The organism is Gracilibacillus alcaliphilus (assembly GCF_016909015.1).
Classification (GTDB): Bacteria; Bacillota; Bacilli; order Bacillales; family Amphibacillaceae; genus Gracilibacillus; species Gracilibacillus alcaliphilus.
Genome location: NZ_JAFBFA010000002.1, coordinates 198,044 through 223,544 on the forward strand (window position 1 = coordinate 198,044; position 25,501 = coordinate 223,544).

The following is a 25,501-nucleotide window of genomic DNA, read 5'->3' on the forward strand; positions in this document are numbered from 1 at the left end:
TGACAGGAAGGAGAGACAGAAAATGGTCTTGTACTTGTATGCATTGGCCGCAGTGATAGCTGGTATAGGAATTATGGCAGTCTACCGTCAAACGCTTGACGCATTAATTGATAAACCTGATCAAATCATGCAAATCCAGACACGATTTTTTACAAGAATTGCAATGGTGGAATTCATTCCGCTTGTTTTACTTGTGGCTGGATTTGCATTTGGTCAAGGGCAAGAAGTGCCGCAAATACATATCATTATTTCAACTGTGGTTGTGATCATTATACTTTGCTATAATCTTTTCTTTACTTTCTCACAGCGGGCACAGATGAGAGATTATGCACAGCGTACACCAATTGGGAAAGAAAATGAGAGGGTGACAGCTGCCATCAATGTCTTATCGATGATCACGCTAGCCTTCTCTGTATCTATACCTTTGATTGCGATTATTTTTATATTCCTTACGCTTAGTTAATAAAATGGAAGAACATAAAGGGGGGAGTCTGTGCCTGTGTATCAATTAGTAATCGGTTCTTATGGCAAAGAAGACCAAGCAGCTATCCAAATAGTTGAATTTGACAGTGACAAATTAACATTTAAAAAATTGAAAGAACAGACGGGTGTTGCCTCCCCATCCTTTTTGACCTTGGCGCAAGATGGCTCATCTCTTTATGCTGTAAGTGAGGTGGAAGAAGGAGCAGTCATTAGTTATGACTTGGAGGAAGAATGGCAGGAAACAAATCGACAGCCTACAGGAAAAGGGCCGTGCTATTTACACTTGGCTCACGATGCCAGCTATATCATTACAACGAATTATGGAGGCGGTACGATTTCCTTGCATCCATTAGATGCAGGAGGAGCAGTCCAGCCTTTAGCAGATACATATAGTCTAGGAGGAAACCAGACTGATTCACATCCACATATGTGTTTTCCACTAGGGAGCAGCCATGATTATTTTATCACAGATCTAGCACAAGATAAGTTATTTTTATTTCATGTAGATACAGATAATTATCAGTTGATAAAAAAGAAGGCGTTTTCCCTGACAGCGGGATCTGGACCAAGACATATTGTTTGTAATAAGCAGCAAAAGATATTTTATATTGTTAATGAATATCAGTCTTCTGTTTCGGTCTATCAATTTCATGAACAGGAAGAGATGTTAGAGCTGAAGCAAGAAGTGCAGACAATAGCAAGTCAGCAAACAATAGAAAATTATGGTGCTGATATTCACCTGTCACCAAATGGTGAGTACCTTTATACCTCTAATCGAGGCAGAAATACGATTACTAGTTATCGCGTATTGGCAGATGGTTGTTTGCATTATTGGGGAGAAACTTCAGTCATTGGAAAATGGCCTAGGAATTTCACCTTATCTGACGATGGAAAGTATTTGTTTATTGCTAATGAACATAGTAACTATATTTCCGTTTTGCAAACAGGAGAAGATGGAGAATTAATGAAGACAAAGGCTCGATTCGACATCTTTGCTCCAACATGTGTGCGTAATTATTATGGAAAGGGGTAAGTACTATGACGGATATGATTGTTAATCTTCATTCAGAGTTGTTAGAGGAGAAACTTGAACAAAAAGGGGTCATAATCAGAAGAGTTGTCCCGCCAGAGAAACATGTGGTATTGGAATGGGTAGGAAAGCATTTTTCGGAAAAATGGGTAAGTGAATGCGATGTTGCATGTTCTGTAACACCTGCTGATTGCTTTATAGCAGTCAAAGATAAGGAATTACTCGGGTTCGCCTGTATCGACACCACTTTTCGTAATTTCTTTGGACCAACCGGTGTTAAAGAGGAAGAAAGAGGGCAAGGAATCGGTCAGCAATTGTTAATCCATAGTTTAAAAGAGATGAAGAACAAAGGGTATGCCTATGCTATTATCGGAGACGCGGGACCAGTCGGATTTTATCGCGCAAAAGTAGGAGCGGTGCCGATTGAAAATAAACCTGCTTTACAATATATAGAATATTTGGATTGATTGAACAAGCAAGGCTTTAGTGAACAGTATTTATGTCTTTTTCATACTTTACTAAGCCTTGTTAGACTTTAGTCGAAATCGATACATACAGCCTAAATTCCGGGAATAAGGGATGGTGGTTAACGGCATTATAACTATACATAACTATTCCTTTCTTTATAAGGTCAGCAAGTATATAATTTTTCATGCGTTTATTCTTATTCAAGAATTGCCGTGTCCAGCTCCAAGTGCCAAACTTTAGAGATTTCGCGTCACGCCCTGCGATAAGTCAACATTGGTTCGTCACCTCACCGTGTTTCCTTTATCTCCGTTGTGCCATTCCAATCTCTACGTTTTTAAACGGGCACCCTGCACTTTTCGTTCAGCAGATGGAAGTGAAGTGACACATTTGCTAAACAATGATAAACTAGAAAAAGGTATCATTAGATATTTGTAAATTTATAAGCATAAGGAAGGTTGACATGAGCGACAATCATACTAGTACAGACGTTATTTTAATTGGTGCTGGAATTATGAGCGCTACTTTAGGGGTGTTAATGAAAGAACTAGCCCCGGATTGGAAGATAAAGGTGTTTGAAAAACTGTCTAAGCCAGGAGAGGAAAGTTCGAATGAGTGGAATAATGCTGGTACAGGGCATGCGGCACTTTGTGAATTGAATTATACAACAGAGAAATCTGATGGAACGATGGATCTAACGAAAGCTAATAATGTGAATGAGCAGTTCCAAGTGTCGAAGCAATTCTGGTCACATTTGGTCCAATCCAAGCTAATCAGTGATCCTAAAGAATTCATTAGGGCCATACCTCATTTAAGTTTCGTACAAGGGGAAAACAATGTTTCTTTTTTGAAAAAGCGTTACCAAGCAATGGCAAAAAATCCTTTGTTTAAAGATGTAGAGTATAGTGAAGATCCTGATCAATTAGCGGAATGGATCCCCCTGATGATGCAAGAACGTTCACAAGGAGAACCGATTGCAGCTACTCGAATTGCTGCAGGAACAGATGTGAATTTTGGATCCTTAACGCGCAAATTATTTCAACATTTAGAAGCAAATCAGGTAGAATTACACTATCAGCAATCAGTGGAAACGATTAAGCGTGATCGTGACGGAAGATGGAATGTGCGAGTTCGTGATTTAACGAATAATAGTGTGAAGAATCACACGGCCAAGTTCATTTTTATTGGTGCAGGCGGCGGAAGTATCCATTTACTGCAAAAAACAGGTATTCAAGAAGGGAAACAAATGGGCGGCTTTCCAGTAAGTGGTCTGTTTATGGTGTGTAATAATCCTGAAGTTGTTCAGCAGCACCATGCCAAGGTGTACGGCAAAGCAAAAGTTGGAGCACCACCGATGTCAGTTCCGCACTTGGATACACGTTTTATTGATAATGAGAAATCGTTACTATTTGGCCCTTTTGCCGGCTTCTCACCAAAGTTTTTAAAGACTGGATCTAATCTGGACCTAATCCGTTCTGTCAAACCAAACAATCTTTTTACCATGTTGGCTGCTGGATTTAAGAATATTCCATTAACGAAATATTTAATTCAGCAAGTATTGCTCTCCAAGGAACAGCGAATGGAGGAACTGCGAGAATTTATCCCTAATGCTAAGTCAGAAGACTGGGATTTATTGGTTGCCGGACAACGTGTGCAAGTTATCAAAGATACGGAAGCAGGCGGGAAAGGAACACTTCAGTTTGGAACAGAAGTGGTAACCGCCAAAGATGGCTCGATTGCAGCATTACTAGGCGCCTCACCTGGTGCTTCAACGGCCGTATCAGCTATGCTGGCGCTGTTAAAGGATTGCTTTCCTGAAGAATTCCAGACATGGGAGCCAAGAATCACAGAGATGATTCCTTCCTATGGCAAGAAATTAATTGAACATCCTCGATTGTTAGAGGAAATTGCAGAAACAACAGATAAGGCATTAGGTTTTTCTACTCCAAAACCGGTTAAATTGTAAGAAAAAGTGCTGTTGATAGCTGCTGTCAATAGCTCTTTTTATGATCAGACAGCATGTGGGCGCTGGTCGTCTCTGTTCATATCAAGCTTTATGATATTGCCGCTGGTTGGATCAATTTACTAATCTTGAAACAATATAAGCTTTTTTAACTATATTTGTTTAAATAAGATAAAAAAGGGAAAAGATTTACAATAGTGTTCATCACTCAAAAGCCTTTGTTTTAAGAGGGAAATAGGAAGTGGGGAGAAAGCCCCCCACTTCTTTATTAAATGTATTATATGAAAACGCTGACTCAGTGGCGTACTGGTTCGTTTACGCACTGTTTTTAAACACGTATTAAAAGTAAAAAAGGAGTGTTGGCTTTGCTTACATTAGAACAAGAGATTGAATCAATGAGAAATACAATGTATCAATTATATGAGCAACAAGCAACATACGATGAGATACTGCAAATTTCGCAATCTTTAGATTCCTTACTTAATCAACTAGAAAATAGATCAAATGGTATGACTTCGTATTAAGAAGGAATCTGTGTAGGGAAAGGTGCTGTTGGAAATGGTGGTTCATGATATTTGATTAAATATTGATAAATAGCTTGAGCGACTGTGTCTTTTTGGTGGTAAAGTCCTTGATTGCCAAACAAGACATTGAATTCGAGAATATAGTAGTTACCATTGTTTATTAGAATGTCAAAGCCTGCATGGTTAATTGCCAGTCGTTCAGCAATTTGACGGACGAGTTGCAAGGCCTGATCTGGAATATGCTGATAATCAATAGTACCGCCCTGTGCAATATTATGAAGAAACTCCCCTTCTTGACCAATTCTCCAATAAGCTGCATACACCTCATCTCCAACTATGCAGACTCGTAAATCTTTCCCATCATTAGGCAGGTATTCTTGAATGTATAAGACATCTGTCAAAGCCGTATAAGCAAGAAAATCCTGTGTATTTTTAATTAAGAATACCCCTTGTCCCATTGCACTTTTCGCTTGTTTGGCGACAAAAGGAAAGGGAAAGGTGGCTAATATTTGTTCGATATTCTCCTCGGTATTTATTAGAATTTCTGTATAAGGCACATGCTGCGGTGCAATGCTCTGTAAGACCCTGGTCATTTCAATCTTATTAGCCCCGATCTGCATCGTTTCAATACTAGGAAATATCTTCTTTTTTAAGCCGTATACAAGCGTGGGTACTTGCCATGTTTCGGGAAACAGAATCACGTCTGCAGCTTCTATGGTGTTTATTTCCTTGAACATATGATCTGGCTTAATATATCTAACGCCAGGAATTCCAATCGTTCGAAATGCATTAAAAGTTATTAATTTCATTCCTTGTTTCCTCATCTCATTCAGATTAACATGTTTATCATAGCATAAAATGAAGTAAATGAAATAAGTATGTGTTCAAAAAGTCTGATAAAAAGGATCATCCTCGGTTACATTCGCAATATCATGTTGCAGCACCAATACTAGCATACCCTGTACGTCGGCAGGCTGAAGCCATGACGTCCTATCATAACGCCTGCACTAGTACGTCCTGTACGTCGAAGTTCCACTACCGTCAACTCCAACATTCGCCGTGTCATTTTTATTGAACCTTTGGAACATCCTCTAAAAAAATTATTGAAAACCTACGATTGGATGAGCAGTATAAGGCTCCTCTAAATAAGCTATTTCTTCGTCAGATAAAGAAACAGACAAAGCCCCTGTTGCTGTTTCTAAATGATCTGTTTTTGTTGCACCGATGATAGGAGCTGTAACAGGCTGTTTATGCAATAACCAAGCGATAGCAATTTGTACACGTGGCACTTGTCGTTTTTGAGCAATCTCTGCTACTCTCTCAATTACTTTCCGATCATCTTCGGCGGTATGATCATACTTGTCCTTCGCCACTTCATCAGTGGAAGAACGATATGTGGATTCGTTCCAGTCCCGTGTCAAACGGCCAGAAGCAAGTGGACTGTATGGTATTACACCTATTCCTTCCTCTCTACAAAGCGGCATCATTTCTCGTTCCTCTTCGCGATAAATTAAGTTATAGTGATTTTGCATCGAAATAAATCGAGTCCAATTATTTTTTTCAGCAACATGCAGAGCCTTTTGGAATTGCCAGGCATACATAGCAGAGGCACCGATATAACGTACTTTTCCTGCTTTAACCACGTCATGTAAGGCTTCCATTGTCTCTTCAATCGGGGTATGATAATCCCAGCGGTGAATTTGGTATAAATCAACATAATCTGTACCTAAACGCTGTAGACTGTTATCTATTTCTGTCATAATGGCTTTGCGTGAAAGACCTTTTCCATTGGGACGGTCATTCATTGGAAAGAATACCTTGGTAGCAAGGACTATTTCATCTCTTTTGGCATACTCTTTTAATGCTTTTCCGACAAATTCCTCACTCGTTCCATTTGAATAAACGTTGGCGGTATCAAAAAAATTAATTCCTAAATCAAGCGCCTTTTTGATAATAGGTCGAGTCTCTTTTTCATTAAGTACCCACTTGTGAATCCAGCGATTGGCATCACCGAATCCCATACAACCGAGGCAGAGTCGGGACACATCTAAGCCTGTTTTTCCTAATTTTACATAATCCATTATAAGTCCTCCAATACTAAAGTGCTGTTAACTAATCAGTGCGTCACTTCTTTAGTATCTCAGTTCCATATATAAAAGGATAGCACAATATTATTTGTTATTTGCCTAATCCTATCAAAAAATTGTATCATCTAGGTAAGCATTGCAGAAAGGAAGAAGAAAATGGAACCTTTGATCATACAACATAAACAAGAACAAATCAGTCAATTAATACGGCGCCATATAAAGAACGACGGTGTCTATGAAACCAGTATTCCCAAGTTGTTTCTGATTAAAGAATCATTGGAAACGGAGCCTGTACATCGTCTGTATCATCCATGTTTTTGTGTGATCACACAAGGGGAGAAGGAAGTTCAGCTGGCAGACACCACTTATCGATATGGATCATTTAATTATTTAGTCGCTTCAGCAGATTTACCTGTGACAGGCAAAGTAATCCATGCTACGCCATCACAGCCTTACCTGGCATTGAAGTTAGAATTCACACGTGAACAAGTTCTTGAGGTGTGGGAGCAGTGTGAGTCGCTTCCGTTGAAATCAAAGCAGTCTGATCAAGCATTGTTCGTCCATCAATTGGATAGCGATTTATTAGATGCTGTCGAAAGATTACTGCGTTTATTAGATAATCCAAAAGATATAGCAGTCTTAGCACCTATTTTTATGAAAGAAATCCTTTATAAAGTGCTGCAAGGACCTTATGGCAGAGTACTTGCTCAGATGGTGCTGGAGGATAGCCATGCTTATCAAGTACGAGAAATTATTGCATATATGGTGAATAACTATGACAAAAAAATAAAGATTAAAGAGTTATCGGAAATGGTCAATATGAGCCCAGCTTCCTTGCATCGACATTTTAAAGCTGTAACGACTATGACGCCTATTCAGTTTCAGAAACAAATAAGGTTACAGGAAGCCCGGCGGTTACTGTTGGCAGAACCCGTTGATATTACACAGGTCGTTTTTCGAGTGGGATATGAAAGTTCGTCACAATTCAGCCGTGAGTATTCCCGAATGTTTGGGCGTTCTCCCCGGGAAGATCAAATGGCAGTTAAGCGGAAATACCGACAGCAGGTCAATGGCTAGGTATTAATGATCGATGGGTATATAGAAATGGAGAGTATCAGGCAAAGTATTTCTTTGCCTGATACTCTCCATTTTGTTTCTATACTGACGAATCATTCTTCTTTACTAATAACCAAAAGCTGATCAGAGCTCCACTGCTTGTAATCAGCATGATAAGCCCCATTGGTACAGCCGTTGTTTCGCCAGCAATGCCGACAAATGGGATAACAAGGCTTCCAAATAGATAAGGCAGAATTCCTAACAGGGCAGAAGCACTGCCTGCATGTTCATCCTGTTTTTGCATGGCAAGAGAGAAGGTCGCAGGTGTATTCATTCCTACACATAATACGATGAAAAATAACGGGACCGCTATCCAGATTAACGGTGCCTGGATAAAAGTCATGACTAATAAAAATAAGCTGGCACTAGTTGATAGCAATAAACCGATAGTAAGTATGCGCTGTTCAGGTACTCTGTAGGTTAGATAAGAAGCAATTCGTGTGCCTAACATAATACCCATACCATTTATTGCAAACAAGTAACTAAAGACCTGTGGTGACACACCATAAATAGTCTGATAGATGAAAGGAGAACCAGAAACATAAGCAAAGACACCGGCCATCAGTAGTCCTTGTGTTAAACCATAACCTAAAAACACCTTATTTTTAAACAGCTGGATAAAGATAATGAGGGTCGCTTTTATATCACTGGATGAGCGTGCTTCCAGCGGCAGTGTTTCCGGTAATTTAACCGATACTAACAGGATCATCAGCAGACTCATTCCCATTAATACAACGAAAATTCCGTGCCAGCTCGTGAAATCAAGCACCGCTCCTCCAATGATTGGTGCAAGAATAGGTCCCACACTAACAAACAAGGTAATCAGACTGTATAACCGTGTTAATTCTTTACCAGAATAGAGATCACGTACAACGGCTCTTGCAATGACAACTCCTGCCGAAGCAGTTAATCCTTGAAAGAAACGGGCAGTAATAAAAACCTCGATTGAAGATGCAAAGATACAAACCGCAGAGGCAGCAATATAAAGGAATAAAGAAAGTAATAATGGTTTCTTTCGCCCACGCTGATCACTTAGGGAGCCGAAGACAATTTGACCAGCAGCTAAACCTAACAAGCAAAAAGTTAAGCTTAATTGAACATAGGAAGCATTGGTTGTAAAAGTTTGTGCCAAATCTGGAAAACTAGGCAGATACATATCTACGGTGAGTGATCCAAAGGCTGCGAGAATTCCTAGTATACTATAAAGCCAAATAGTACCTAGTAATCGGCTGTGTAATGTGTTGTTCATTTCCTGTCCCCCAAACTCTATCTGAAATCATTGCTTAATTTATTATTGTATCACTTCAAGCCAACTCTAAGGCAATTTTTTTTACTTGGTAAGTCAGCTTCAACAGATAGAGTCATAGCATCAAGAGGATGGATAGTTTGGCATCTGTTTAAAAGCCGGCACTTTGAGGCTTGAAAAGATAAGAGAGGAAACAGAGCGTATCCTGCGTTTTTGTTACGAATTACTCGTCATCCCTTCATCATATATAAGCTCAGCCCCTTTGTTCAGCGCAAAAAAACAGACTGTCGCTTTATTATGCAACAGCCTGTTTTCCAATGCCAGAGTCTCCGCTAGTAACGATTTAGCAAGATGCTTAGTAAGTTATTTTATCGCTTACACACCTGATTATATTCATAGGGCGTTAGACTACGAAGCTGATTGGTCAGAGGGAAAAATGTCCGCTTTATTATTCGGAGCTTAATTGCCAATGCACGCCAAATTTATCGGTCACTTTACCATAATGTTTAGACCAAAAAGTTTCTTGCAGCTCTAATTCTACTTTTCCGTTTTCCTGTAGAGTTTGGAAGGCATGCTGAATCAGTTCAACATTAGGTGAAACCAGTGCGATAGTGATATTGTTGCCTGCTTGGAATGATTCTGAAGAGCCAGGGAAGTGGTCAGAGAACATTAATATGGTTCCATCCACTTCTATTTTGGCATGTAAAACAAGCGATTTAGCCTCTTCAGGAATTTTATTCTCTTTACCAGGCATTTCCCCATACGTACTTACGACGGCAGGTTCTGTTTGGAAGGCTTGTTCATAAAAACGAATCGCTTCTAAGGCATTTCCGTTAAACATAAAATAAGGGTTAAGCGGCATAATATTGCCTCCTTTAAATAGTTGTTATCTTCAATATAGCATAACCGGCCGCTACAGAGAATATACCGTTATAAATCAAGGCAGGATAATCCTCTTGCGGTAAATTCATTGATTATCTCAGCAATTTGTTTTGGGGCTTCTCTCGCATTGTTGGCTAACCAATCTTTTGTTACATGGATGGCGCCGCTAATAATAAAGGTGCTTAAATAAGCATTCAGGGCTGGGTCATCTGTTAACTTATGGGACATTAAAAATTGTTTTGCGACATCCATGACTCGCTGTTCAAAGCTGGTACCTGTATGTTGATGTAATAAGGTATAGCAGATGTCTTTATTTTCTCCGATATATTCTAGTAATTTTTCGATCATCTTCACAGATTCTGATTCTTCCTCCAATTGACATTCACTTAAATGTCTTCTCATTTCTTCAATAATTTCTGCTTCAATTTGATAAAGCAAATCTCTTTGATCACTATAATGAGTATAAAACGTTGAACGATTAATATCAGCAGTCTGGCAAATTTCTTTTACGGTAATCGCAGAAATAGGTTTTTCATTTAATAAGGAGATCAAACTCTCTTTCAATACCATTATCGTATACTTTTTACGCCGGTCTATTTTACTTTTCATTTGTTATGAACCCCTTTCGTCAGTTATAAGCAGTCCCAAAGGAAAATGTGAACTTTTTGTTACAGCCCAACATTTTTAACTAAAGTGTTGGGGTTTGAACATTTTATCATAAACTGTTTGTTGAATATCCAACACGATGTCTCTATAATAATAAAGTGTATTCTGGATGAAAGCAAGAGAGGATGAATGATGATAAATTTTCCGTCAATTATTACAAAATATAAAAAAACTATTGTTGTGTCTTTTTTTCTTGTGGCGCTGATCAGCTGTATTACTCAATTTGCTGTCACCGTCAATTACAATATGGCGGATTATTTGCCAGCAGAAGCACCTTCCAGTATTGCAATGGATGTGATGGAAGATGAGTTCCAAACAGGTATAGAGAATGCTCGGGTGCTTATTCATGATGTAAGTGTGCAAGAGGCATTGCTTTATAAAGAAAAGCTAGCTGCATTGGATGGAGTAAGTGATGTAATGTGGCTGGATGACGCCGTTGACCTAAAAATACCATTGGAACTAATCGACGATGATACAGTTGAAAATTATTATAAAGACAATCAAGCATTAATTTCTTTGCATATTCGTGAAGGAGAAGAAGTCCGAATTACGGAAGAAATTTATCAGCTGATAGGGGAAGACAATGCGCTAGCAGGTGAGGCAGTTAATACGGCTTATTCACAAGAAATGGCTGGAACAGAGTCTGCCTATGCTGCTTTATTATTAGTACCTATTATTATCATTATCTTGGTATTATCGACAAATTCCTGGATAGAACCAGTTTTCTTTCTAACGGCTATTGGTGTTTCGGTATTGATCAATTTAGGAACGAACATTTTTCTTGGTGAAGTTTCTTTTGTTACACAATCAGTCGCGCCCATATTACAGCTAGCTGTTTCTTTAGATTATGCGATCTTTTTATTGCATAGTTTCTCAGATTTCCGAAAACAGGGTCAAACACCGGAAGCAGCGATGAAGTCGGCGATTAAGCAGTCATTTCCTGCTATTGGAGCTAGTGCCTCGACAACATTCTTTGGTTTTATAGCACTGTCCTTTATGGAATTCGAAATTGGTGCTGATCTGGGGATTAACTTGGTAAAAGGGATTGTGCTGAGCTTTTTAAGTGTGATGATCTTTTTGCCTGCCTTAACATTGACCTTCTATAAATGGATGGAGAAGACAGAACATAAGCAAATTATTCCCCAGCTGATGGGAATTGGCAGGCATGTCTTAAAATTCCGTATCCCAGTGATACTGCTTGTCTTTTTATTAGTCGTCCCTGCATTCTTAGCACAAGCGAATACCAATTTTATTTATGGTATGGGAGACCAGCCGGAAGAAACTAGAATTGGTCGGGATGCCGCTTTGGTTGAAGAAGAGTTTGGTAAATCGACACCAATTATCGCTTTAGTACCTAAAGAAGATTTAGCAAAGGAAACAGAATTTGTTCAAAATGTAAAACAGCTGAATCACGTTACCAGTGTCCTTGCTTATACAGAAGCGGTCAGCCCGGTTATACCTCCTGAATATTTGGACGAATCCGTGACAGAAAATTTTTATTCCGACAACTATGCCCGAATTATAGTCCATACAGATACCGAAGAAGAAGGAGAGACGGCCTTTTCTTTAGTAGATGAGGTGACGGCAATGGTCACTAATTATTATGACGATGATGCCTATCTACTGGGGGGAAGTGTGACCTTACATGATATGAAATCAACGGTGGAGAGGGATAACACCTTAGTTACTACCTTGACGGTTTTAACGATTGGTTTGGTGTTAATGTTTGTCTTTCGTTCGCTGTCTTTTCCCGTTGTCTTATTGCTGACGATTCAATCTTCTGTATGGATCAACTTAGCTATACCGTATTTTAGCGGTGATTCATTAGTATTTGTCGGCTATTTGATTATTAGTACAGTACAATTAGCTGCCACAGTTGACTATGCCATTCTATTATCAGAGGCATATAAAGAGCACCGCAAAGAAATGCCAGCATTGCAAGCAGTCAAGCGAACCTTGGATGAGAAATTTTTCTCTATTCTTATTTCCGCATCGATCTTATCCAGTGTCGGATTTATTCTGTGGATCACTTCCACTAACCCAATTGTTTCTTCGATTGGGCTGCTGTTAGGCCGGGGAGCCTTACTGGCATTTATCTTGGTGTTATTCTTGCTGCCAGCCATTCTTGTATTATTTGATAAGCTGATTGAGAAAACATCTTGGAAAGCAAACTTTTACAGGGAGAAGGGATAATATGACGGTAAGAAAGTATTTGTTGCTTATAATGATTAGTATGCTAACCTTACCAACGATCACAGTTTCCGCAGAGGAGAATCAGCCAGCGAAAAATGAAGTCGTTTATACGATACTTCAACCCGATGGTTCGCAGAAGGAGATGTATGTTGTAAACAGCTTTGAAGAAGTTGGTAATGGCGAGATCACAGATTATGGTGCTTATACCGATGTGAAGAATTTAACGGATTTATCAGAAATAAATCTTAACGGCGACAAAGTAAGCTTAGCGGCTGAGCAGGATAATTTTTTCTACCAAGGTAACTTGGAGGAACAGCCGCTGCCATGGAATTTTGAAATTGACTACCAGTTAAATGGTCAAGACAAGGATCCGGAACAAATGCTTGGGGAAGATGGAAGGCTGAGGATTGAAATCAAAACATCAGCTAATAGTGAGATAGATTCTGTTTTTTATGAGAATTATTTATTGCAAATATCATTAACATTTGATGGCGAGCACTATCAAGATGTGAAGGCGGAAGACGGAACCATTGCCAATGCCGGTAAAAATAAACAGGTGACATTTACGGTAATGCCAGAACAGGATGGTCATCTTGTTGCTGAAGCGCAAGTGAAGGATTATGAACAAGGGCCGATTGAGATTAGTGCTGTTCCTGCGTTTATGGCGATTGATTCTCCCGATTTGGAAGACGCAAAGGATGAGTTTCGCACTTTATCTGATGCATTGGCAGAACTGGCTTCCGGGGCAGAGGATCTGCAGCAAGGTATGTCGGAGTTAAATGGCGGTATCTCTGAATTGGCGGATGGATCATCAGAATTTAACGATGGTATGCATGAGATCAATAATGGATCCAGTGATTTGGTCAATGGTTCAAGCGCTATACAAGAGGCACTGCAAACGATGAACGAATCTCTCCAGCAACAGATGAATTTTGATGACTTAGATGAGTTAAGATCAGGCTTGCAGGAGCTGGCTGCTGGATTGAGAGAGGCTAGTAATGGAATTAGTGACTTTGATCAGAATTATTTTCAAGCTTTCGACCTATTAGAAGAGGCCATGCAAGAAATCCCAGCTTATCAAATTACCGAAGCGGATATCGCCAATTTACGAGAAAGTGATATAGACCAGGAGTTGGTGGAGTCTTTGCTGGAGACTTATTATATGGCACAGGAAGCAAAGACGGTTTATGAGGATGTACAGACAGAAATAGAAACTATAATTCCAACTATCGAAGGAATACAAGAGGCACAAGCGGAAGTCATTACTACCTTGGAAACAATGGCTGATCAATTAGAGACAGCAAGTGAACAGCTTGACTTAGAAAGCTCCTTCCAGCCATTACAGGATGGAGTTGCTGCATTAGCGGAAGAATATCAAGGTTTTCATGAGGGATTGGTGAGCTATACGGATGGTGTAGGTCAGTTGACAAACTCCTATGAGTCACTCCACCAAGGGATTAGCGAGCTGCCTGAAGGAGCGGCAGCATTGGCAAGTGGTGCTGGGGAACTTTCTGATGGTGCCAGTCAATTAAGTGAAGCCACCTCTGATTTGCCTGATCAATTGCAAAATCAAGTAGATGATATGATAAACGAGTTTGATAAATCTGATTTTGATCCGGTTTCTTTTGTTTCTGATAAAAATGAAAATGTCGAGCTCGTTCAATTTGTGATCCAAACAGATGCCGTAGAAAAAGAGACAACCGAAGAAGAAGCAGAAGAACCAGAGGAAGAAAAAGGCTGGTGGGAAAAACTAATCGATTTATTTCGTTAATGCGAAAAAATCTTGTGATAAAACAAAATAGGATGGGGGACAGAGTCATACATAGATCTGTCCCCTTTCTTTTTTCTTCCATCTGTACACATTTTAAAGATTGTCTGCTTCTGCAAAACTATTCCATCTAGGATTATCTTCGTGTATGCTAAGAAAGGGAATAGTTGCAAAGGAGTATTTATAAATGAGAAAAAGAGTACTGATTATTGCGATGGCGATTATTATATGTGGTATTATTTCTATTGGTGTACATCAATTAAGCAAGTCCAGAACTTTTCAAGTGTTTGGTGAGTTAATACATCAAGTCGACACCAATGAAAAAGTGGTCGCATTAACTTTTGACGATGGACCAACAGAGAATGTGCCTGATATTTTAGCTATTTTAGAAAAATATCAGGCAAAGGCCACTTTTTTCTTAATTGGAGAAGAGATTATCACTCACCCGGATGAAGCAGAATTAATTGTGAATGCTGGACATCAAGTGGGGAATCATACCTTAACACACAAAAGAATGATATTTAAAACACCTGCTTTTATCAAACATCAGATAGAAGAGACGAATCAGCTTATTCGTCAAGTAGGGTATGAGGATGAGATAGACTATCGTCCGCCAAATGGAAAGAAATTGCTGCTCGCACCTTTTTATTTGTATAAGCATAATATCGATACAATCATGTGGAATTTGGAACCAGACAGCTATTTTACAGAGCCACAGGAAAAAATGGATTATGTTATGGAACATGTAAGTCAAGGCTCGATTATTTTGTTGCATCCAATGTATGATCAAACCGGTGGTCAGCTCGAGGTTATAGAAGGAATACTGGCACGTCTTGCAGAAGAAGGATATTCGTTTGTAACGATTGATGAGTTGAAAAACCTGGCAAGATAATAGATAAGGTTGTGAAAAAATAGTTCAGTGGGGGATTAAAAACCCCACTGAACGAAGTTTCACTTTATCTTTGGTTTTCTGTTCGATCCATTCGACTTCACCAACTCTGTTTTCTTATAGCTCTGATACTGTCTAGCTCCTGTTTATATGACCTTTTCATGCATTGGGTTAGAAAAGTGGGGTTGTTAACATACTAGTAATCTCCCTATTTTGGTTCCAGATAATTTGCTAGCTTTCCTTCATATAATAATTCCAGACGCTCATTCTTCCTAAAGTCTTCAGGTGTAATCATTGCCGGAAGTTTCTCCCAGAGGTGGATTCCGGAACGGTTCAGAATATCTGCCACAAACTGGGAACAAAAATAGGAGTTACTGAATTCAATCGGCTCTTTCAAAGAAACACCGATGACGCCAAGAATATTGTATAGAAACTTATTATGATTTTTAATAAATACTTCTAAAATCCGTTTCATCTTTTGCTTCTCGCGCTCAGACACCTCCAGCCGATAGATAACACAAGTGGTTTCAGGATATCTGCTATATGTACCTGTATAAATATTCTCTTTCACAAAGCCGCCATGCAATGGGTTCTTAGGGTTTCTCCGGCCAAAGCTGTACATTTCATTTAATTCCTTGTCAAAAGCAAGTGAAGCATGGTTATAGGGGGCTTTCGTATAGGTTTTTATCACGGTAGTAAATAAGGTTCCTGTATCTGATAACATGATGTAGACGTATTGTTTTTCTTCCAAATCAGCCACCTAAATTCTCTGTTTAATAAATTATATATTAGCATGATGATAAAATCTTACTATATCTTTATATTATAACGTATTTGCAGTAAAATAAATGATATTTCTATTAGAAGTTGTTCAAAAACTCTATCTTAGAGGTTGCATTTGGTTCATATCATACGAATGAATTGAATTAGGAGGGCGATTAACGTTTTCATGATAGTAATGTCAGGATATATTGGTTGTGAATACACATTATTAGTTATTGAGGTGGTGTTGGTGTGCAAGAGCCTGTCTGGGTATTATTGATTATTTTATCTGTAATTACATTAGCAACGATTTGTTTCTTTATTGTAAAGAAGCTGCAGCCAGAGAAAGATCTCTCAATTATTCAATATCGTGTGAAAACATGGTGGGGCATGTTTGTTATCTTTTGTTTTGCTACATTATTTAATACAACTGTGTCATTAATTGCGATTATGATTCTATCATTAGTTGCTTTGAGAGAATATTTCTCCATGATGAAAACAAGAAAGTCAGACAGGCGGATTTTCTTATGGTCCTACCTGATGATTCCACTGCATTTTTATTGGATTTATATTGGCTGGTATGGTATGTTTATTGTCTTTATTCCGGTATATGTCTTTTTATTCCTGCCGCTGCCGCGCATTATCGGCAAAGGAACGGTCGGTTTCCTGCGCTCTGTCAGTTTTACACAATGGGGGCTTATGTTAATGGTGTTTGGTTTAAGCCACTTGGCTTACTTTCCGATCGCGACCCCAGCATTTGGCGGTAACTTGGTGTTATATTTGGTTATTTTGACACAGTTGAATGATGTGGTACAGTATTTGACTACTGTCTATCTCGGCAAACGAAAGATTGTACCGACAGCGAACGCCTATATCTCTTGGGAAGGCTTTATCGCCGGCTTAGCTGCAACTACTTGTATTTCTTATTTGATTTATCCATATTTGACCCCTTTGACTCCGGCTTTTGGTATTATATCTGGCATACTTATTAGTGTTGCAGGTTTTATAGGAAGTTTAACGGTTTCTGTATTAAAAAGGGACTTGCTGATAGGTGATCAGGAGAAATGGGAGAAATTAAAGGGGCGATATTTGAGCCGGATTGATAGTCTTACTTATACAGCCCCAGTATTTTTTCATGTGATTCGGTATTATTTTGATTTTATGTAGAATTGAAGGGATATGTATAAAATAGGGGGCAGCTTAGCAAGTGGATCTGAGGATAAATAAACGTGAAAACCTTTTCTTGAAATTCGACATAAATACTAGAATTATAGTATGATTACTTTATATAAGGAGGGAGGTTCTTGGAACCAACCAGTATCTATTTTAATGTGAATAGGGCGGAATAATTATGCATAGTTCAAATCAGACTATTTCCCTGTTAGGTGTGGAGAAAAGAGCCACAATTTGGTTTCTATGGTTATTTTATATTATCTACTATTGCTACGAACTTATTTATTATTTTATGATGCCAATAGTAAGTTGGGATAATGCGTCACAAATATCTAAATCATTTGTAGATTACTTGGTATATGTTATTTTATTAGCCATATTGCCAGCAGCTATCTATCTTTTAAGGAAAAATAACCCTAGTCCGATAAAATATATCTATTTTTTCACTTTTATCATTTTAACTTTTATTCAAGAATTGTCCTTTTTTATTTTAAATCATGAGCCTTACTCACATGGAAGTATTATTGAACTAATCTTTATTTTGTTTTCTCCTATTTTTGTGAATAAACGGTTTTTTTATGTTGTATTCCTAGGTTTAACGGGTAAGTATCTAATAGTAGGTATAGTATTTCAAGATCCTGTATTTATCTTGCCATTATTCTTAGTTCTGGTATTGTCTTGCGTCGCTTTTATCGTATTATCACGATTTATTCATTATGTTTCTGCTTTTCAATCTGCCTATAATCAGCAAATCGAGAATATTGTCAAAGGAATTACCGCTACATTAGAACTAAAAGACATGTATACGAAAGGTCATAGTGAACGGGTTGCCAACTACTCTCTTATTTTATTAAAATCTTATAAACAATATAAATCAAGGGATGTAAGGTTATTCTATTATGCTTGTCTCCTGCATGATATTGGTAAAATAAGCATTTCTGAACAAATTTTATCAAAGGAATCAAAATTGTCTGTGGAAGAATATGAAGTAATGAAAACCCACCCAGTTGTTGGTGCAGAGGCGTTGAAGAATGTGGAGGGCATCAACGAATATCTGGATGTGGTTCGTCATCATCATGAGCGATGGGATGGCGCCGGTTACCCAGATCAGTTGAAAGGAGCAGAAATAACCATATTTGCCCGTATCGTTGCTATCGCTGATGCGTTCGATGCCATGACATCTTCACGCTCTTATCGCCAGGCTCTATCTCCTGACGAGGCCTATGACCGAATTATCAAAGGCAGCGGTACACAATTTGATCCGCAAGTAGTATATCAGTTTAAAGAAGTTTATCCTTTATGGATTAACTATTATAAGCAATATAACAAAGCAGGTCATGTATAACAGAATTAGTCTTATGGCCTGTAGCACAACAAATAATAGAAAGGAGGAACGAAATTGAAAATTCGTAAATTAAAACGAGTAAAAGCAACATGCTGGTGGTGTATTATTTGGTTTTAAGCAGGGAAGGAAGTGGATGCCTCACAAAGCGGCATCCTTTTTTACACAAAAAAACCATAGCACCGGTCAATAAGGCGGTATACTAAAGCAGATAGGGGCGGCGGGATATGGAAATTACATATCAAAGTAATGTGCAGTTGCACTTATTTGAATTAATAGAACAGGATGGTCATTATTTGATCAGTTTGGCAGGTAACGAGGATTTTTTTGAAGTGAATGAAGTAGCTGTCAAGGCAATCGAACGAATAGGCCAAGAGAGTTTAATAACGATCGAAGCAGAGTTAAAACAGGTATATCCCGACGAAGAAATAGATATACTTTCTTTTATAGAGCAACTGGCAAAGCTCGGCATAGTTGCTCAAATAGATGGTGTTCCCTTTCAGAATCTAAGTCAGTCCAGACATTCATCAGGATGGCAATGGATTCCAGGTAATTTTGCTCCATGGTGGCTGCAGCGTTGGACTATTCCGATCTTTTTAATATGTTTAATGGTGAATATGCTTGTCTTTTGTTTCTTTCCAGCCTTACTGCCTGTTTATCAAGATCTATTTGTATTTGATTCGATGGCACTTAATATTTTGTGCTATGCGTTGATCTCTTTGATACTTGTTTTCCTGCATGAATTAGGCCATATTTTAGCGATGCGGTCATTTGATTTACCGGTCCATATGAATATTGGTAATCGCTTATTCTTGCTTGTGTTGGAGTCTGATTTAACACCAGCTTGGACATTGGCAAAAAAAGAAAAGAACACAATATTTTTAGCAGGGATGCTGGTAGAGCAATTGATTTTATCGATAAGTCTTACCTTGAAAATACTAAATGCAGGCACTCCGCTTATACAAGCTTTCTTATCTGTCATTATTCTGAATATTTTTATTAAAACAATATATCAGTGTTGTGTTTTTATGAAAACAGATCTATATTATGTATGGGAACATCATTCAGGTTGTTATAATTTATTGGATAATAGTAAAAATTACCTATCCAGATGGCTTCCATTTCTTAACAAAGATACTTCAACTGAACCGTTTGAAGGAGAAGAGAAAACGATTAAGCTGTATAGTATTTTTTTGCTGTTGGGAGTGGGACTGCTCATTGCATTATTTGTCTTCTTTTTTATCCCGCAGGCAGCCTATATGCTAAGTCAGGCTTTGTCACGTCTGTCCTATTCTGTAAGTAATCCGTTGTTCTGGGATGCCATCGTAATATTAGGCCAATTTGTCTTGATTGGATTACTGTTTATTTATTTGCAAGTAAAAAGATATAAGCATAAGCAGTAATATTTCCCAGGAAATAGTTCATAAAGCATGGTGATTAAGGTTATAGTAAGCAGCATAATATCAGATGGAAAGCATATGTATTTTAAGCTTTATATTTGACGATTATACTGCAGGGGGGTATATTAAAAATAGGGAGGCGATAGCAAATGAAGGAATCTTTGCATAACCATCCAAGTACACCACGTTCCAAAGGTGAACAGGATGTTCTTATTAATAGATTAAAACGAATTGAAGGACAGGTAAGGGGTATCCAAAAGATGATTGAGGAAGATCGTTATTGTGTGGATATTCTGATACAAATAAGTGCGATTCAGGCAGCACTGAAAAAAGTCGGTTTTTCTGTTACAGAAAGACATATGAAACATTGTGTGCATGATGCGGTTGTTTCTGGAAAAGGAGATGAAGCGATCGAAGAGTTAATGGAGGTCATGACACAATTTTCGAAATAGGAGTTAATGAGAAGTCATCAACAAAAGATAACGACCCCATCAGATGATAGTACCTGTTCACCCGATTAAGTTTGACAGGCAGAACAGTCAGCATAGAACTGTTGTACAACATGAAGAGATATTGTAACAAGCAGTATCTCCTTTTTGCATCCAAGATAATTACGGATATAGAGGTCTTGACAGAAAGCAATCTGATCAAACATATTCATAAGCCTTTTCTTCAGATATCCGTTCTTGTTTTTGTGAATTAACAATGGAAAGAGCATAGTTCTGTACAGGAAGCTAATTTATATAAAGAAAAAGTAATAAAAATCAGATGATTAATTATTCTTAACCAGTTATACTGTAATAAAATAACGTAATGAAACGTGGTGGTTATATGAATCAGAGAATAAATAAATATAATCAGCCAATTGGTGAAGCGATGTCTAATTGGCAGAAACGACCATTCCCAGGTGATATGTATTATGTCGGTAAGTATACCATTATCACAAGGTTATCTCGTGAGCATAGCAAAGCTCTCTATGAATGCTTTACACATTCACACCCTAGTAATTGGACTTACTTGCCAGAAGAACCGCCTCAAAATTATGAAGCATTTGAACAGATGCTGCTAAATAAAATAGCAAGTAAGACAGAAATCTTTTATGTTGTGTTGAAAAAAGAAACGAATCAGCCTCTTGGAATTTTTAGTTTAATGAGGATTGATCAAGAAAATGGCGTAATAGAAGTAGGACACGTCAATTTTTCTGATGCATTAAGAAAAACACGCATATCTACTGAGGCGCATTATCTATTAGCAGTATATGTGTTTGAGGAACTTCAGTACCGACGTTATGAGTGGAAATGTGATTCTCTTAATGCTCCTTCCAACCAAACCGCCAAACGATTAGGGTTTCAATATGAGGGGACATTTAGAAACAATAAGATTTATAAACAACGTTCACGAAACACCAACTGGTTTTCTATGTTAATAGAAGAATGGCCGCTCCATAAACAGGTAATAGCTAAATGGTTGGCAGAAGAGAACTTTGATAACAAAGGAGTTCAAATTCGAAGATTAGAAACATTTAAGCATTAGGGACAGAATGGGCTGCTTATTGGTTGTACAAAATGGGTATTTTTGTTAAAAACAGGTGAAAACGAATTGGATTGTTGCAAAATTATATAGTACTTCATACGAAAAATTCTTTTCAAAAAGGATTTATTCGTATTGGTGTGCCCTAAATACCGGTGGTTTTGATCAAACTTTCTTTTCATCTAAATCGAAGAAGGGCTAAGTTTGTCCATCATGATAATCAGCAGCATCAAGTTTATTTATGGTGACATTGGAAAATACATACTGCATGTTTGATGAGAAAATAAAATAAAACGGTTGCAATAATCGTCAGCTGGTGATATATTTTTATTATCAACTAAATAAATAGTAACTATATGAGCGTAAAGGAATGTTACCTTTAGTGGGCATAACCTGAGCTGATATCTGCACAATAAGTATGTGTATCGATATCAGTTCAGGTTTTTTTATTGGAAAAATACCATCTCTGTTGCTATTTATTGTTTGACGTTTACCATTATTAATCACAGGAAAGAAGGGGATCAAATGAAGTACGAGCAGCTTGCCAAAGACATTATCAAATATGTCGGCGGTAAAGAAAATGTCATTAGTTTAGTCCACTGTATTACTAGACTGCGTTTTAAGTTGAGAGATGAGAGCAAGGCAGACACAGAAGCATTAAAGAACATGGATGGTGTGGTAACCGTTATGAAAAGCGGCGGACAATATCAGGTAGTTATTGGCAACCATGTTCCTGATGTATATGCAGATGTGATGGCAGTTGGCGGCTTCCAAGCTGCGGATGCCGGCAATGAGGAAGAAGAACAGCAAAGCAGCGGCAATTTACTGGATAAATTTGTAGATATTATCTCCAGTATTTTCACCCCGGTTTTAGGTGTGTTGGCTGCAACAGGTATGATCAAAGGTTTTAATGCCTTATTTGTAGCTTTAGGCTGGATGAGTGAAGAGGGTGGAACATTTGCCATCTTAAATGCTGTTGGTGATGCGTTTTTCTACTTCTTCCCTATTTTCTTAGGTTACACAGCCATGAAGAAATTCGGCGGAACACCATTTATGGGGATGGTGATCGGGGCTTCCTTGGTCTATCCAACTATTGCAGAAATTATGGCTGGTGAACCACGATATACTTTATTTGCAGGTACAATCTTTGAATCACCTATCCATATTGAATTCTTAGGTATTCCGGTAATTTTAATGAGTTATTCAACATCTGTTGTTCCCATTATTCTTGCGACATTCTTTGGAGCAAAGGTGGAGAAATTCTTCCGTAAAGTTATTCCAGATGTAGTCAAGACATTCTTAGTGCCATTTTTTACGTTTTTAGTAATTGTACCGCTAACTTTCTTGTTAATTGGTCCAGTTGCAACATGGGCAGCTAATATGGTTGGAAGCGGCATTAATACGATTTTTAATTTAAGTCCACTAATTGCAGGGATCGTTATTGGTGCATTCTGGCAAATACTTGTTATTTTCGGTTTGCATTGGGGCTTGATTCCACTTTCATTCCTGAATTTAGACACACTTGGATATGATCCAATCTTATCGATGATCTTCGCTGCTTCCTTTGCACAGATAGGAGCCGTCTTAGGTGTATGGATCAAAACAAAGGAACAAAGTATCAAAACATTGAGTATACCGGCCTTTATCTCAGGGGTATTCGGTGTAACAGAACCAGCAATTTACGGGGTTACTTTACCGAAAAAACGTCCATTTATTATCAGTTGTATTGGTGCAGCAGTAGGTGGAGGAATTTTAGGGTTCTTTGGTACAAAATTGTTTACTATGGGTGGTTTAGGTATCTTTATGCTTCCATCTATGATTGGGCCGGATGGTATGGACAGTGCCTTTTGGGGCAGTGTTATCGCCATGTTAGCTGCTTTCGGCTTAACGTTTGTACTGACCTACTTATTTGGAATGCCGCAGGAACCAGATACTGCGACAGCAGGAGCAACCACAGCAGCTGCGGATGCGCCGGCAGCAGTAACAGAAGATACAGATACAGAAATAATTGCCAGCCCGTTAACTGGCGATGTATTGGAACTATCCAGTATTAAAGACGAAACATTTGCTTCAGGTTTGATGGGCAAAGGTCTTGCCATTGAACCTGCAGAAGGAAGAATTGTTGCACCTGCAGGTGGAACGATATCTGCCTTCTTCCCGACTAAACATGCCATTGGTATTACAACCGATTATGGTACAGAATTATTGATTCATGTGGGCATGGACACCGTTAATCTAAATGGACAATTCTTTACAGGTCATGTAGAACAAGGCGATCATGTAAATGCTGGTGATTTGTTGATCGAGTTCGATATCGAACAAATCAAAAAGGCAGGTTATTTAGTAACCACACCTGTCATTGTTACAAATCCAGACAAATATCAATCACTTATTATTTTAGAAAAGGGCAAGGTGAATGCAAATGATGAATTGATTACCTTGACAAATAATGAGGCTTAGTTGGTGAATAATAAAAAGCCGTTGCAGCAGGTTTAGCTGTTGCAGCGGTACATAGGAGGCAAAAAAATGAGTAATGAAAAGAGATTTCCAGAGAATTTTTTATGGGGCGGTGCATTAGCTGCCAATCAAGTAGAAGGGGCTTACCGAGATGATGGCAAAGGATTAACTACGGTAGATTTAATGCCGACAGGGCCGAAGCGTTGGGATATTATGCACGGGTATATCGACGAATTACAGCCGCAGAATGATTTGTTTTATCCATCACATGAAGCGATTGATTTCTATCATCGTTATAAAGAAGATATTGCCTTATTTGCAGAAATGGGGTTTACATGTCTGCGTGTATCGATTGCTTGGGCGCGTATTTTTCCAACAGGTGAGGAAAACGAGCCAAATGAAGCTGGTCTGCAGTTCTATGACAACTTGTTCGACGAGTTGCTCAAACATAATATAGAACCAGTCGTGACTGTATGTCATTTTGATGTCCCAGTAGCATTGGTTGAGAAATATGGCAGCTGGAAAAACCGAAAAATGGTAGCATTGTTTGAGAAATACGCCCGTACGATCTTTACCCGTTATCAAGGCAAAGTGAAATACTGGATGACTTTTAATGAAATTAATATGCTATTGCATTTACCTTTTATGGGTGCGGGAATTGTACTTCATCAAGACGAAAATCGTGACCAAGTGTTATATCAAGCAGCTCATCATCAATTAGTTGCAAGTGCTTTAGCTGTCAAGGCTTGTCATGAAATTATACCAGAGGCCCAAATCGGATGTATGCTGGCAGCTGGAATGACGTATCCATATTCTGCTAATCCGGATGATGTTTGGGCAGGAATGGAGAAGGATCGTGAATCCTTTTTCTTTATTGATGTACAATCTCGTGGTCAATATCCTGGCTATGCTAAACGTTTCTTCAAAGATAATCAATTAACGATTGTGATGGAACCAGGTGATGAGGAATTACTAGCCAGCCACACAGTAGATTATATCGGTTTCAGTTACTATTCCAGCCGTTGTATCAGTACGGATGAGAAAGTTCTCCAAGATCAAACAGATGGAAATGTGTTTGCCTCTGTCAAGAATCCTTATCTAAAAGCTTCGGAATGGGGATGGACAATTGATCCAAAAGGTTTGCGCATCACGGCAAACCAGTTACATGACCGCTATCAGAAGCCGTTATTTATCGTGGAAAATGGTTTAGGGGCGATCGATCAGCCAGATGCAGATGGATATGTAGAAGATGATTACCGGATAGAATATTTAGAAGCGCATTTTAAAGCGATGTATGAGGCGATTCAAGACGGCGTGGAGATTATCGGCTACACCAGCTGGGGGCCGATCGATATTGTCAGTGCCAGCACTGGTGAAATGAAGAAACGCTATGGCTATATTTATGTAGATCGTGATAACGAAGGCAATGGTTCATTAGCCAGATCACGTAAAAAGAGCTTCGCTTGGTATCAACAAGTCATTAAGGATAATGGGTTCAAACGATAAATCATAAATACGAGGAGGG

General features: G+C 38.6%; 22 protein-coding genes. 16 read left to right on the plus strand and 6 right to left on the minus strand.

The annotated features are described in order from the left end of the window. Positions 1-22: 22 nt before the first annotated feature. From JOD18_RS02725 to JOD18_RS02745, 5 genes are all read left to right on the plus strand, one after another. Positions 23-463, plus strand: a complete 441-nt coding sequence (locus JOD18_RS02725; RefSeq protein ID WP_204667395.1) for a hypothetical protein — start codon at positions 23-25, stop codon at positions 461-463. Between the two features lie 30 nt (positions 464-493). Then, entirely contained in the window at positions 494-1,516 is a 1,023-nt protein-coding gene (locus JOD18_RS02730) for a beta-propeller fold lactonase family protein (protein ID WP_204667396.1), read from the plus strand. 5 nt (positions 1,517-1,521) lie between these two features. Beyond that, the gene (locus JOD18_RS02735; RefSeq protein ID WP_204667397.1) at positions 1,522-1,980 is read left to right on the plus strand and encodes a GNAT family N-acetyltransferase; all 459 of its coding nucleotides are present in this window, start codon (positions 1,522-1,524) and stop codon (positions 1,978-1,980) included. 446 nt (positions 1,981-2,426) lie between these two features. Continuing rightward, positions 2,427-3,944: a malate dehydrogenase (quinone) gene (gene mqo, locus JOD18_RS02740; RefSeq protein WP_338029482.1), complete on the plus strand. Its 1,518-nt coding sequence runs from the start codon at positions 2,427-2,429 to the stop codon at positions 3,942-3,944. 362 nt (positions 3,945-4,306) lie between these two features. Then, on the plus strand, positions 4,307-4,465 hold the full coding sequence (locus JOD18_RS02745; protein WP_239587875.1) for an aspartyl-phosphate phosphatase Spo0E family protein: 159 nt from the start codon (positions 4,307-4,309) through the stop codon (positions 4,463-4,465). Here the strand turns inward: JOD18_RS02745 and JOD18_RS02750 are convergent. Both JOD18_RS02750 and JOD18_RS02755 read right to left on the minus strand, forming a co-directional pair. Beyond that, positions 4,462-5,274, minus strand: coding sequence for an ATP-grasp domain-containing protein (locus tag JOD18_RS02750; RefSeq protein ID WP_204667399.1), 813 nt, complete (start codon positions 5,272-5,274; stop codon positions 4,462-4,464). The two genes, JOD18_RS02745 and JOD18_RS02750, sit on opposite strands and share 4 nt — an antisense overlap. A gap of 291 nt (positions 5,275-5,565) precedes the next feature. Beyond that, positions 5,566-6,546 (minus strand): aldo/keto reductase, encoded by a 981-nt coding sequence (locus JOD18_RS02755; RefSeq protein WP_204667400.1) that lies wholly within the window; start codon positions 6,544-6,546, stop codon positions 5,566-5,568. A 162-nt stretch (positions 6,547-6,708) separates the two neighbouring features. Here JOD18_RS02755 and JOD18_RS02760 point away from each other — a divergent pair, with 162 nt between their 5' ends. Next, positions 6,709-7,629, plus strand: coding sequence for an AraC family transcriptional regulator (locus tag JOD18_RS02760; protein ID WP_204667401.1), 921 nt, complete (start codon positions 6,709-6,711; stop codon positions 7,627-7,629). 79 nt (positions 7,630-7,708) lie between these two features. Here JOD18_RS02760 and JOD18_RS02765 read toward each other — a convergent pair whose 3' ends face one another. The 3 genes from JOD18_RS02765 to JOD18_RS02775 form a co-directional block, all read right to left on the minus strand. Further along, positions 7,709-8,917: a multidrug effflux MFS transporter gene (locus JOD18_RS02765; RefSeq protein ID WP_204667402.1), complete on the minus strand. Its 1,209-nt coding sequence runs from the start codon at positions 8,915-8,917 to the stop codon at positions 7,709-7,711. Between the two features lie 445 nt (positions 8,918-9,362). Next, positions 9,363-9,776, minus strand: coding sequence for a VOC family protein (locus JOD18_RS02770; RefSeq protein ID WP_204667403.1), 414 nt, complete (start codon positions 9,774-9,776; stop codon positions 9,363-9,365). A gap of 68 nt (positions 9,777-9,844) precedes the next feature. Then, a complete protein-coding gene (locus JOD18_RS02775; protein ID WP_204667404.1) occupies positions 9,845-10,405 on the minus strand; it encodes a TetR/AcrR family transcriptional regulator in 561 nt (186 codons plus the stop codon). Positions 10,406-10,594: 189 nt separating this feature from the next. Here JOD18_RS02775 and JOD18_RS02780 point away from each other — a divergent pair, with 189 nt between their 5' ends. From JOD18_RS02780 to JOD18_RS02790, 3 genes are all read left to right on the plus strand, one after another. Next, positions 10,595-12,655 (plus strand): efflux RND transporter permease subunit, encoded by a 2,061-nt coding sequence (locus tag JOD18_RS02780; RefSeq protein ID WP_204667459.1) that lies wholly within the window; start codon positions 10,595-10,597, stop codon positions 12,653-12,655. 1 nt (position 12,656) lies between these two features. Then, positions 12,657-14,426, plus strand: coding sequence for a YhgE/Pip domain-containing protein (locus JOD18_RS02785; RefSeq protein WP_204667405.1), 1,770 nt, complete (start codon positions 12,657-12,659; stop codon positions 14,424-14,426). Between the two features lie 184 nt (positions 14,427-14,610). Beyond that, positions 14,611-15,315: a polysaccharide deacetylase family protein gene (locus JOD18_RS02790; RefSeq protein ID WP_204667406.1), complete on the plus strand. Its 705-nt coding sequence runs from the start codon at positions 14,611-14,613 to the stop codon at positions 15,313-15,315. Between the two features lie 205 nt (positions 15,316-15,520). Here the strand turns inward: JOD18_RS02790 and JOD18_RS02795 are convergent, their stop codons facing one another. After that, positions 15,521-16,036, minus strand: coding sequence for a hypothetical protein (locus JOD18_RS02795; RefSeq protein WP_420827778.1), 516 nt, complete (start codon positions 16,034-16,036; stop codon positions 15,521-15,523). Positions 16,037-16,350: 314 nt separating this feature from the next. Here JOD18_RS02795 and JOD18_RS02800 point away from each other — a divergent pair, with 314 nt between their 5' ends. From JOD18_RS02800 to JOD18_RS02830, 7 genes are all read left to right on the plus strand, one after another. Further along, the gene (locus JOD18_RS02800; RefSeq protein ID WP_239587890.1) at positions 16,351-17,241 is read left to right on the plus strand and encodes a phosphatidate cytidylyltransferase; all 891 of its coding nucleotides are present in this window, start codon (positions 16,351-16,353) and stop codon (positions 17,239-17,241) included. A 184-nt stretch (positions 17,242-17,425) separates the two neighbouring features. Continuing rightward, entirely contained in the window at positions 17,426-18,592 is a 1,167-nt protein-coding gene (locus tag JOD18_RS02805; protein WP_204667409.1) for an HD-GYP domain-containing protein, read from the plus strand. A 224-nt stretch (positions 18,593-18,816) separates the two neighbouring features. Then, on the plus strand, positions 18,817-19,992 hold the full coding sequence (locus JOD18_RS02810) for a peptidase (RefSeq protein ID WP_204667410.1): 1,176 nt from the start codon (positions 18,817-18,819) through the stop codon (positions 19,990-19,992). Positions 19,993-20,138: 146 nt separating this feature from the next. Then, positions 20,139-20,441, plus strand: a complete 303-nt coding sequence (locus JOD18_RS02815; RefSeq protein WP_204667411.1) for a metal-sensing transcriptional repressor — start codon at positions 20,139-20,141, stop codon at positions 20,439-20,441. Between the two features lie 379 nt (positions 20,442-20,820). Continuing rightward, positions 20,821-21,522, plus strand: a complete 702-nt coding sequence (locus JOD18_RS02820; protein ID WP_204667412.1) for a GNAT family N-acetyltransferase — start codon at positions 20,821-20,823, stop codon at positions 21,520-21,522. A 522-nt stretch (positions 21,523-22,044) separates the two neighbouring features. Next, a complete protein-coding gene (locus JOD18_RS02825) occupies positions 22,045-23,979 on the plus strand; it encodes a beta-glucoside-specific PTS transporter subunit IIABC (RefSeq protein WP_204667413.1) in 1,935 nt (644 codons plus the stop codon). Between the two features lie 66 nt (positions 23,980-24,045). Beyond that, positions 24,046-25,482: a 6-phospho-beta-glucosidase gene (locus JOD18_RS02830; RefSeq protein ID WP_204667414.1), complete on the plus strand. Its 1,437-nt coding sequence runs from the start codon at positions 24,046-24,048 to the stop codon at positions 25,480-25,482. Positions 25,483-25,501: the final 19 nt, after the last annotated feature.

Coding starts and splice junctions, on each gene's coding strand:
- JOD18_RS02725 (WP_204667395.1), top strand. CDS start 23: ATGGTCTTGTACTTGTATGCATTGGCCGCAGTGATAGCTGGTATAGGA.
- JOD18_RS02735 (WP_204667397.1), top strand. CDS start 1,522: ATGACGGATATGATTGTTAATCTTCATTCAGAGTTGTTAGAGGAGAAA.
- JOD18_RS02750 (WP_204667399.1), bottom strand. CDS start 5,274: ATGAAATTAATAACTTTTAATGCATTTCGAACGATTGGAATTCCTGGC.
- JOD18_RS02755 (WP_204667400.1), bottom strand. CDS start 6,546: ATGGATTATGTAAAATTAGGAAAAACAGGCTTAGATGTGTCCCGACTC.
- JOD18_RS02760 (WP_204667401.1), top strand. CDS start 6,709: ATGGAACCTTTGATCATACAACATAAACAAGAACAAATCAGTCAATTA.
- JOD18_RS02765 (WP_204667402.1), bottom strand. CDS start 8,917: ATGAACAACACATTACACAGCCGATTACTAGGTACTATTTGGCTTTAT.
- JOD18_RS02770 (WP_204667403.1), bottom strand. CDS start 9,776: ATGCCGCTTAACCCTTATTTTATGTTTAACGGAAATGCCTTAGAAGCG.
- JOD18_RS02775 (WP_204667404.1), bottom strand. CDS start 10,405: ATGAAAAGTAAAATAGACCGGCGTAAAAAGTATACGATAATGGTATTG.
- JOD18_RS02780 (WP_204667459.1), top strand. CDS start 10,595: ATGATAAATTTTCCGTCAATTATTACAAAATATAAAAAAACTATTGTT.
- JOD18_RS02785 (WP_204667405.1), top strand. CDS start 12,657: ATGACGGTAAGAAAGTATTTGTTGCTTATAATGATTAGTATGCTAACC.
- JOD18_RS02790 (WP_204667406.1), top strand. CDS start 14,611: ATGAGAAAAAGAGTACTGATTATTGCGATGGCGATTATTATATGTGGT.
- JOD18_RS02795 (WP_420827778.1), bottom strand. CDS start 16,036: ATGTTATCAGATACAGGAACCTTATTTACTACCGTGATAAAAACCTAT.
- JOD18_RS02805 (WP_204667409.1), top strand. CDS start 17,426: ATGCATAGTTCAAATCAGACTATTTCCCTGTTAGGTGTGGAGAAAAGA.
- JOD18_RS02810 (WP_204667410.1), top strand. CDS start 18,817: ATGGAAATTACATATCAAAGTAATGTGCAGTTGCACTTATTTGAATTA.
- JOD18_RS02815 (WP_204667411.1), top strand. CDS start 20,139: ATGAAGGAATCTTTGCATAACCATCCAAGTACACCACGTTCCAAAGGT.
- JOD18_RS02820 (WP_204667412.1), top strand. CDS start 20,821: ATGAATCAGAGAATAAATAAATATAATCAGCCAATTGGTGAAGCGATG.
- JOD18_RS02825 (WP_204667413.1), top strand. CDS start 22,045: ATGAAGTACGAGCAGCTTGCCAAAGACATTATCAAATATGTCGGCGGT.
- JOD18_RS02830 (WP_204667414.1), top strand. CDS start 24,046: ATGAGTAATGAAAAGAGATTTCCAGAGAATTTTTTATGGGGCGGTGCA.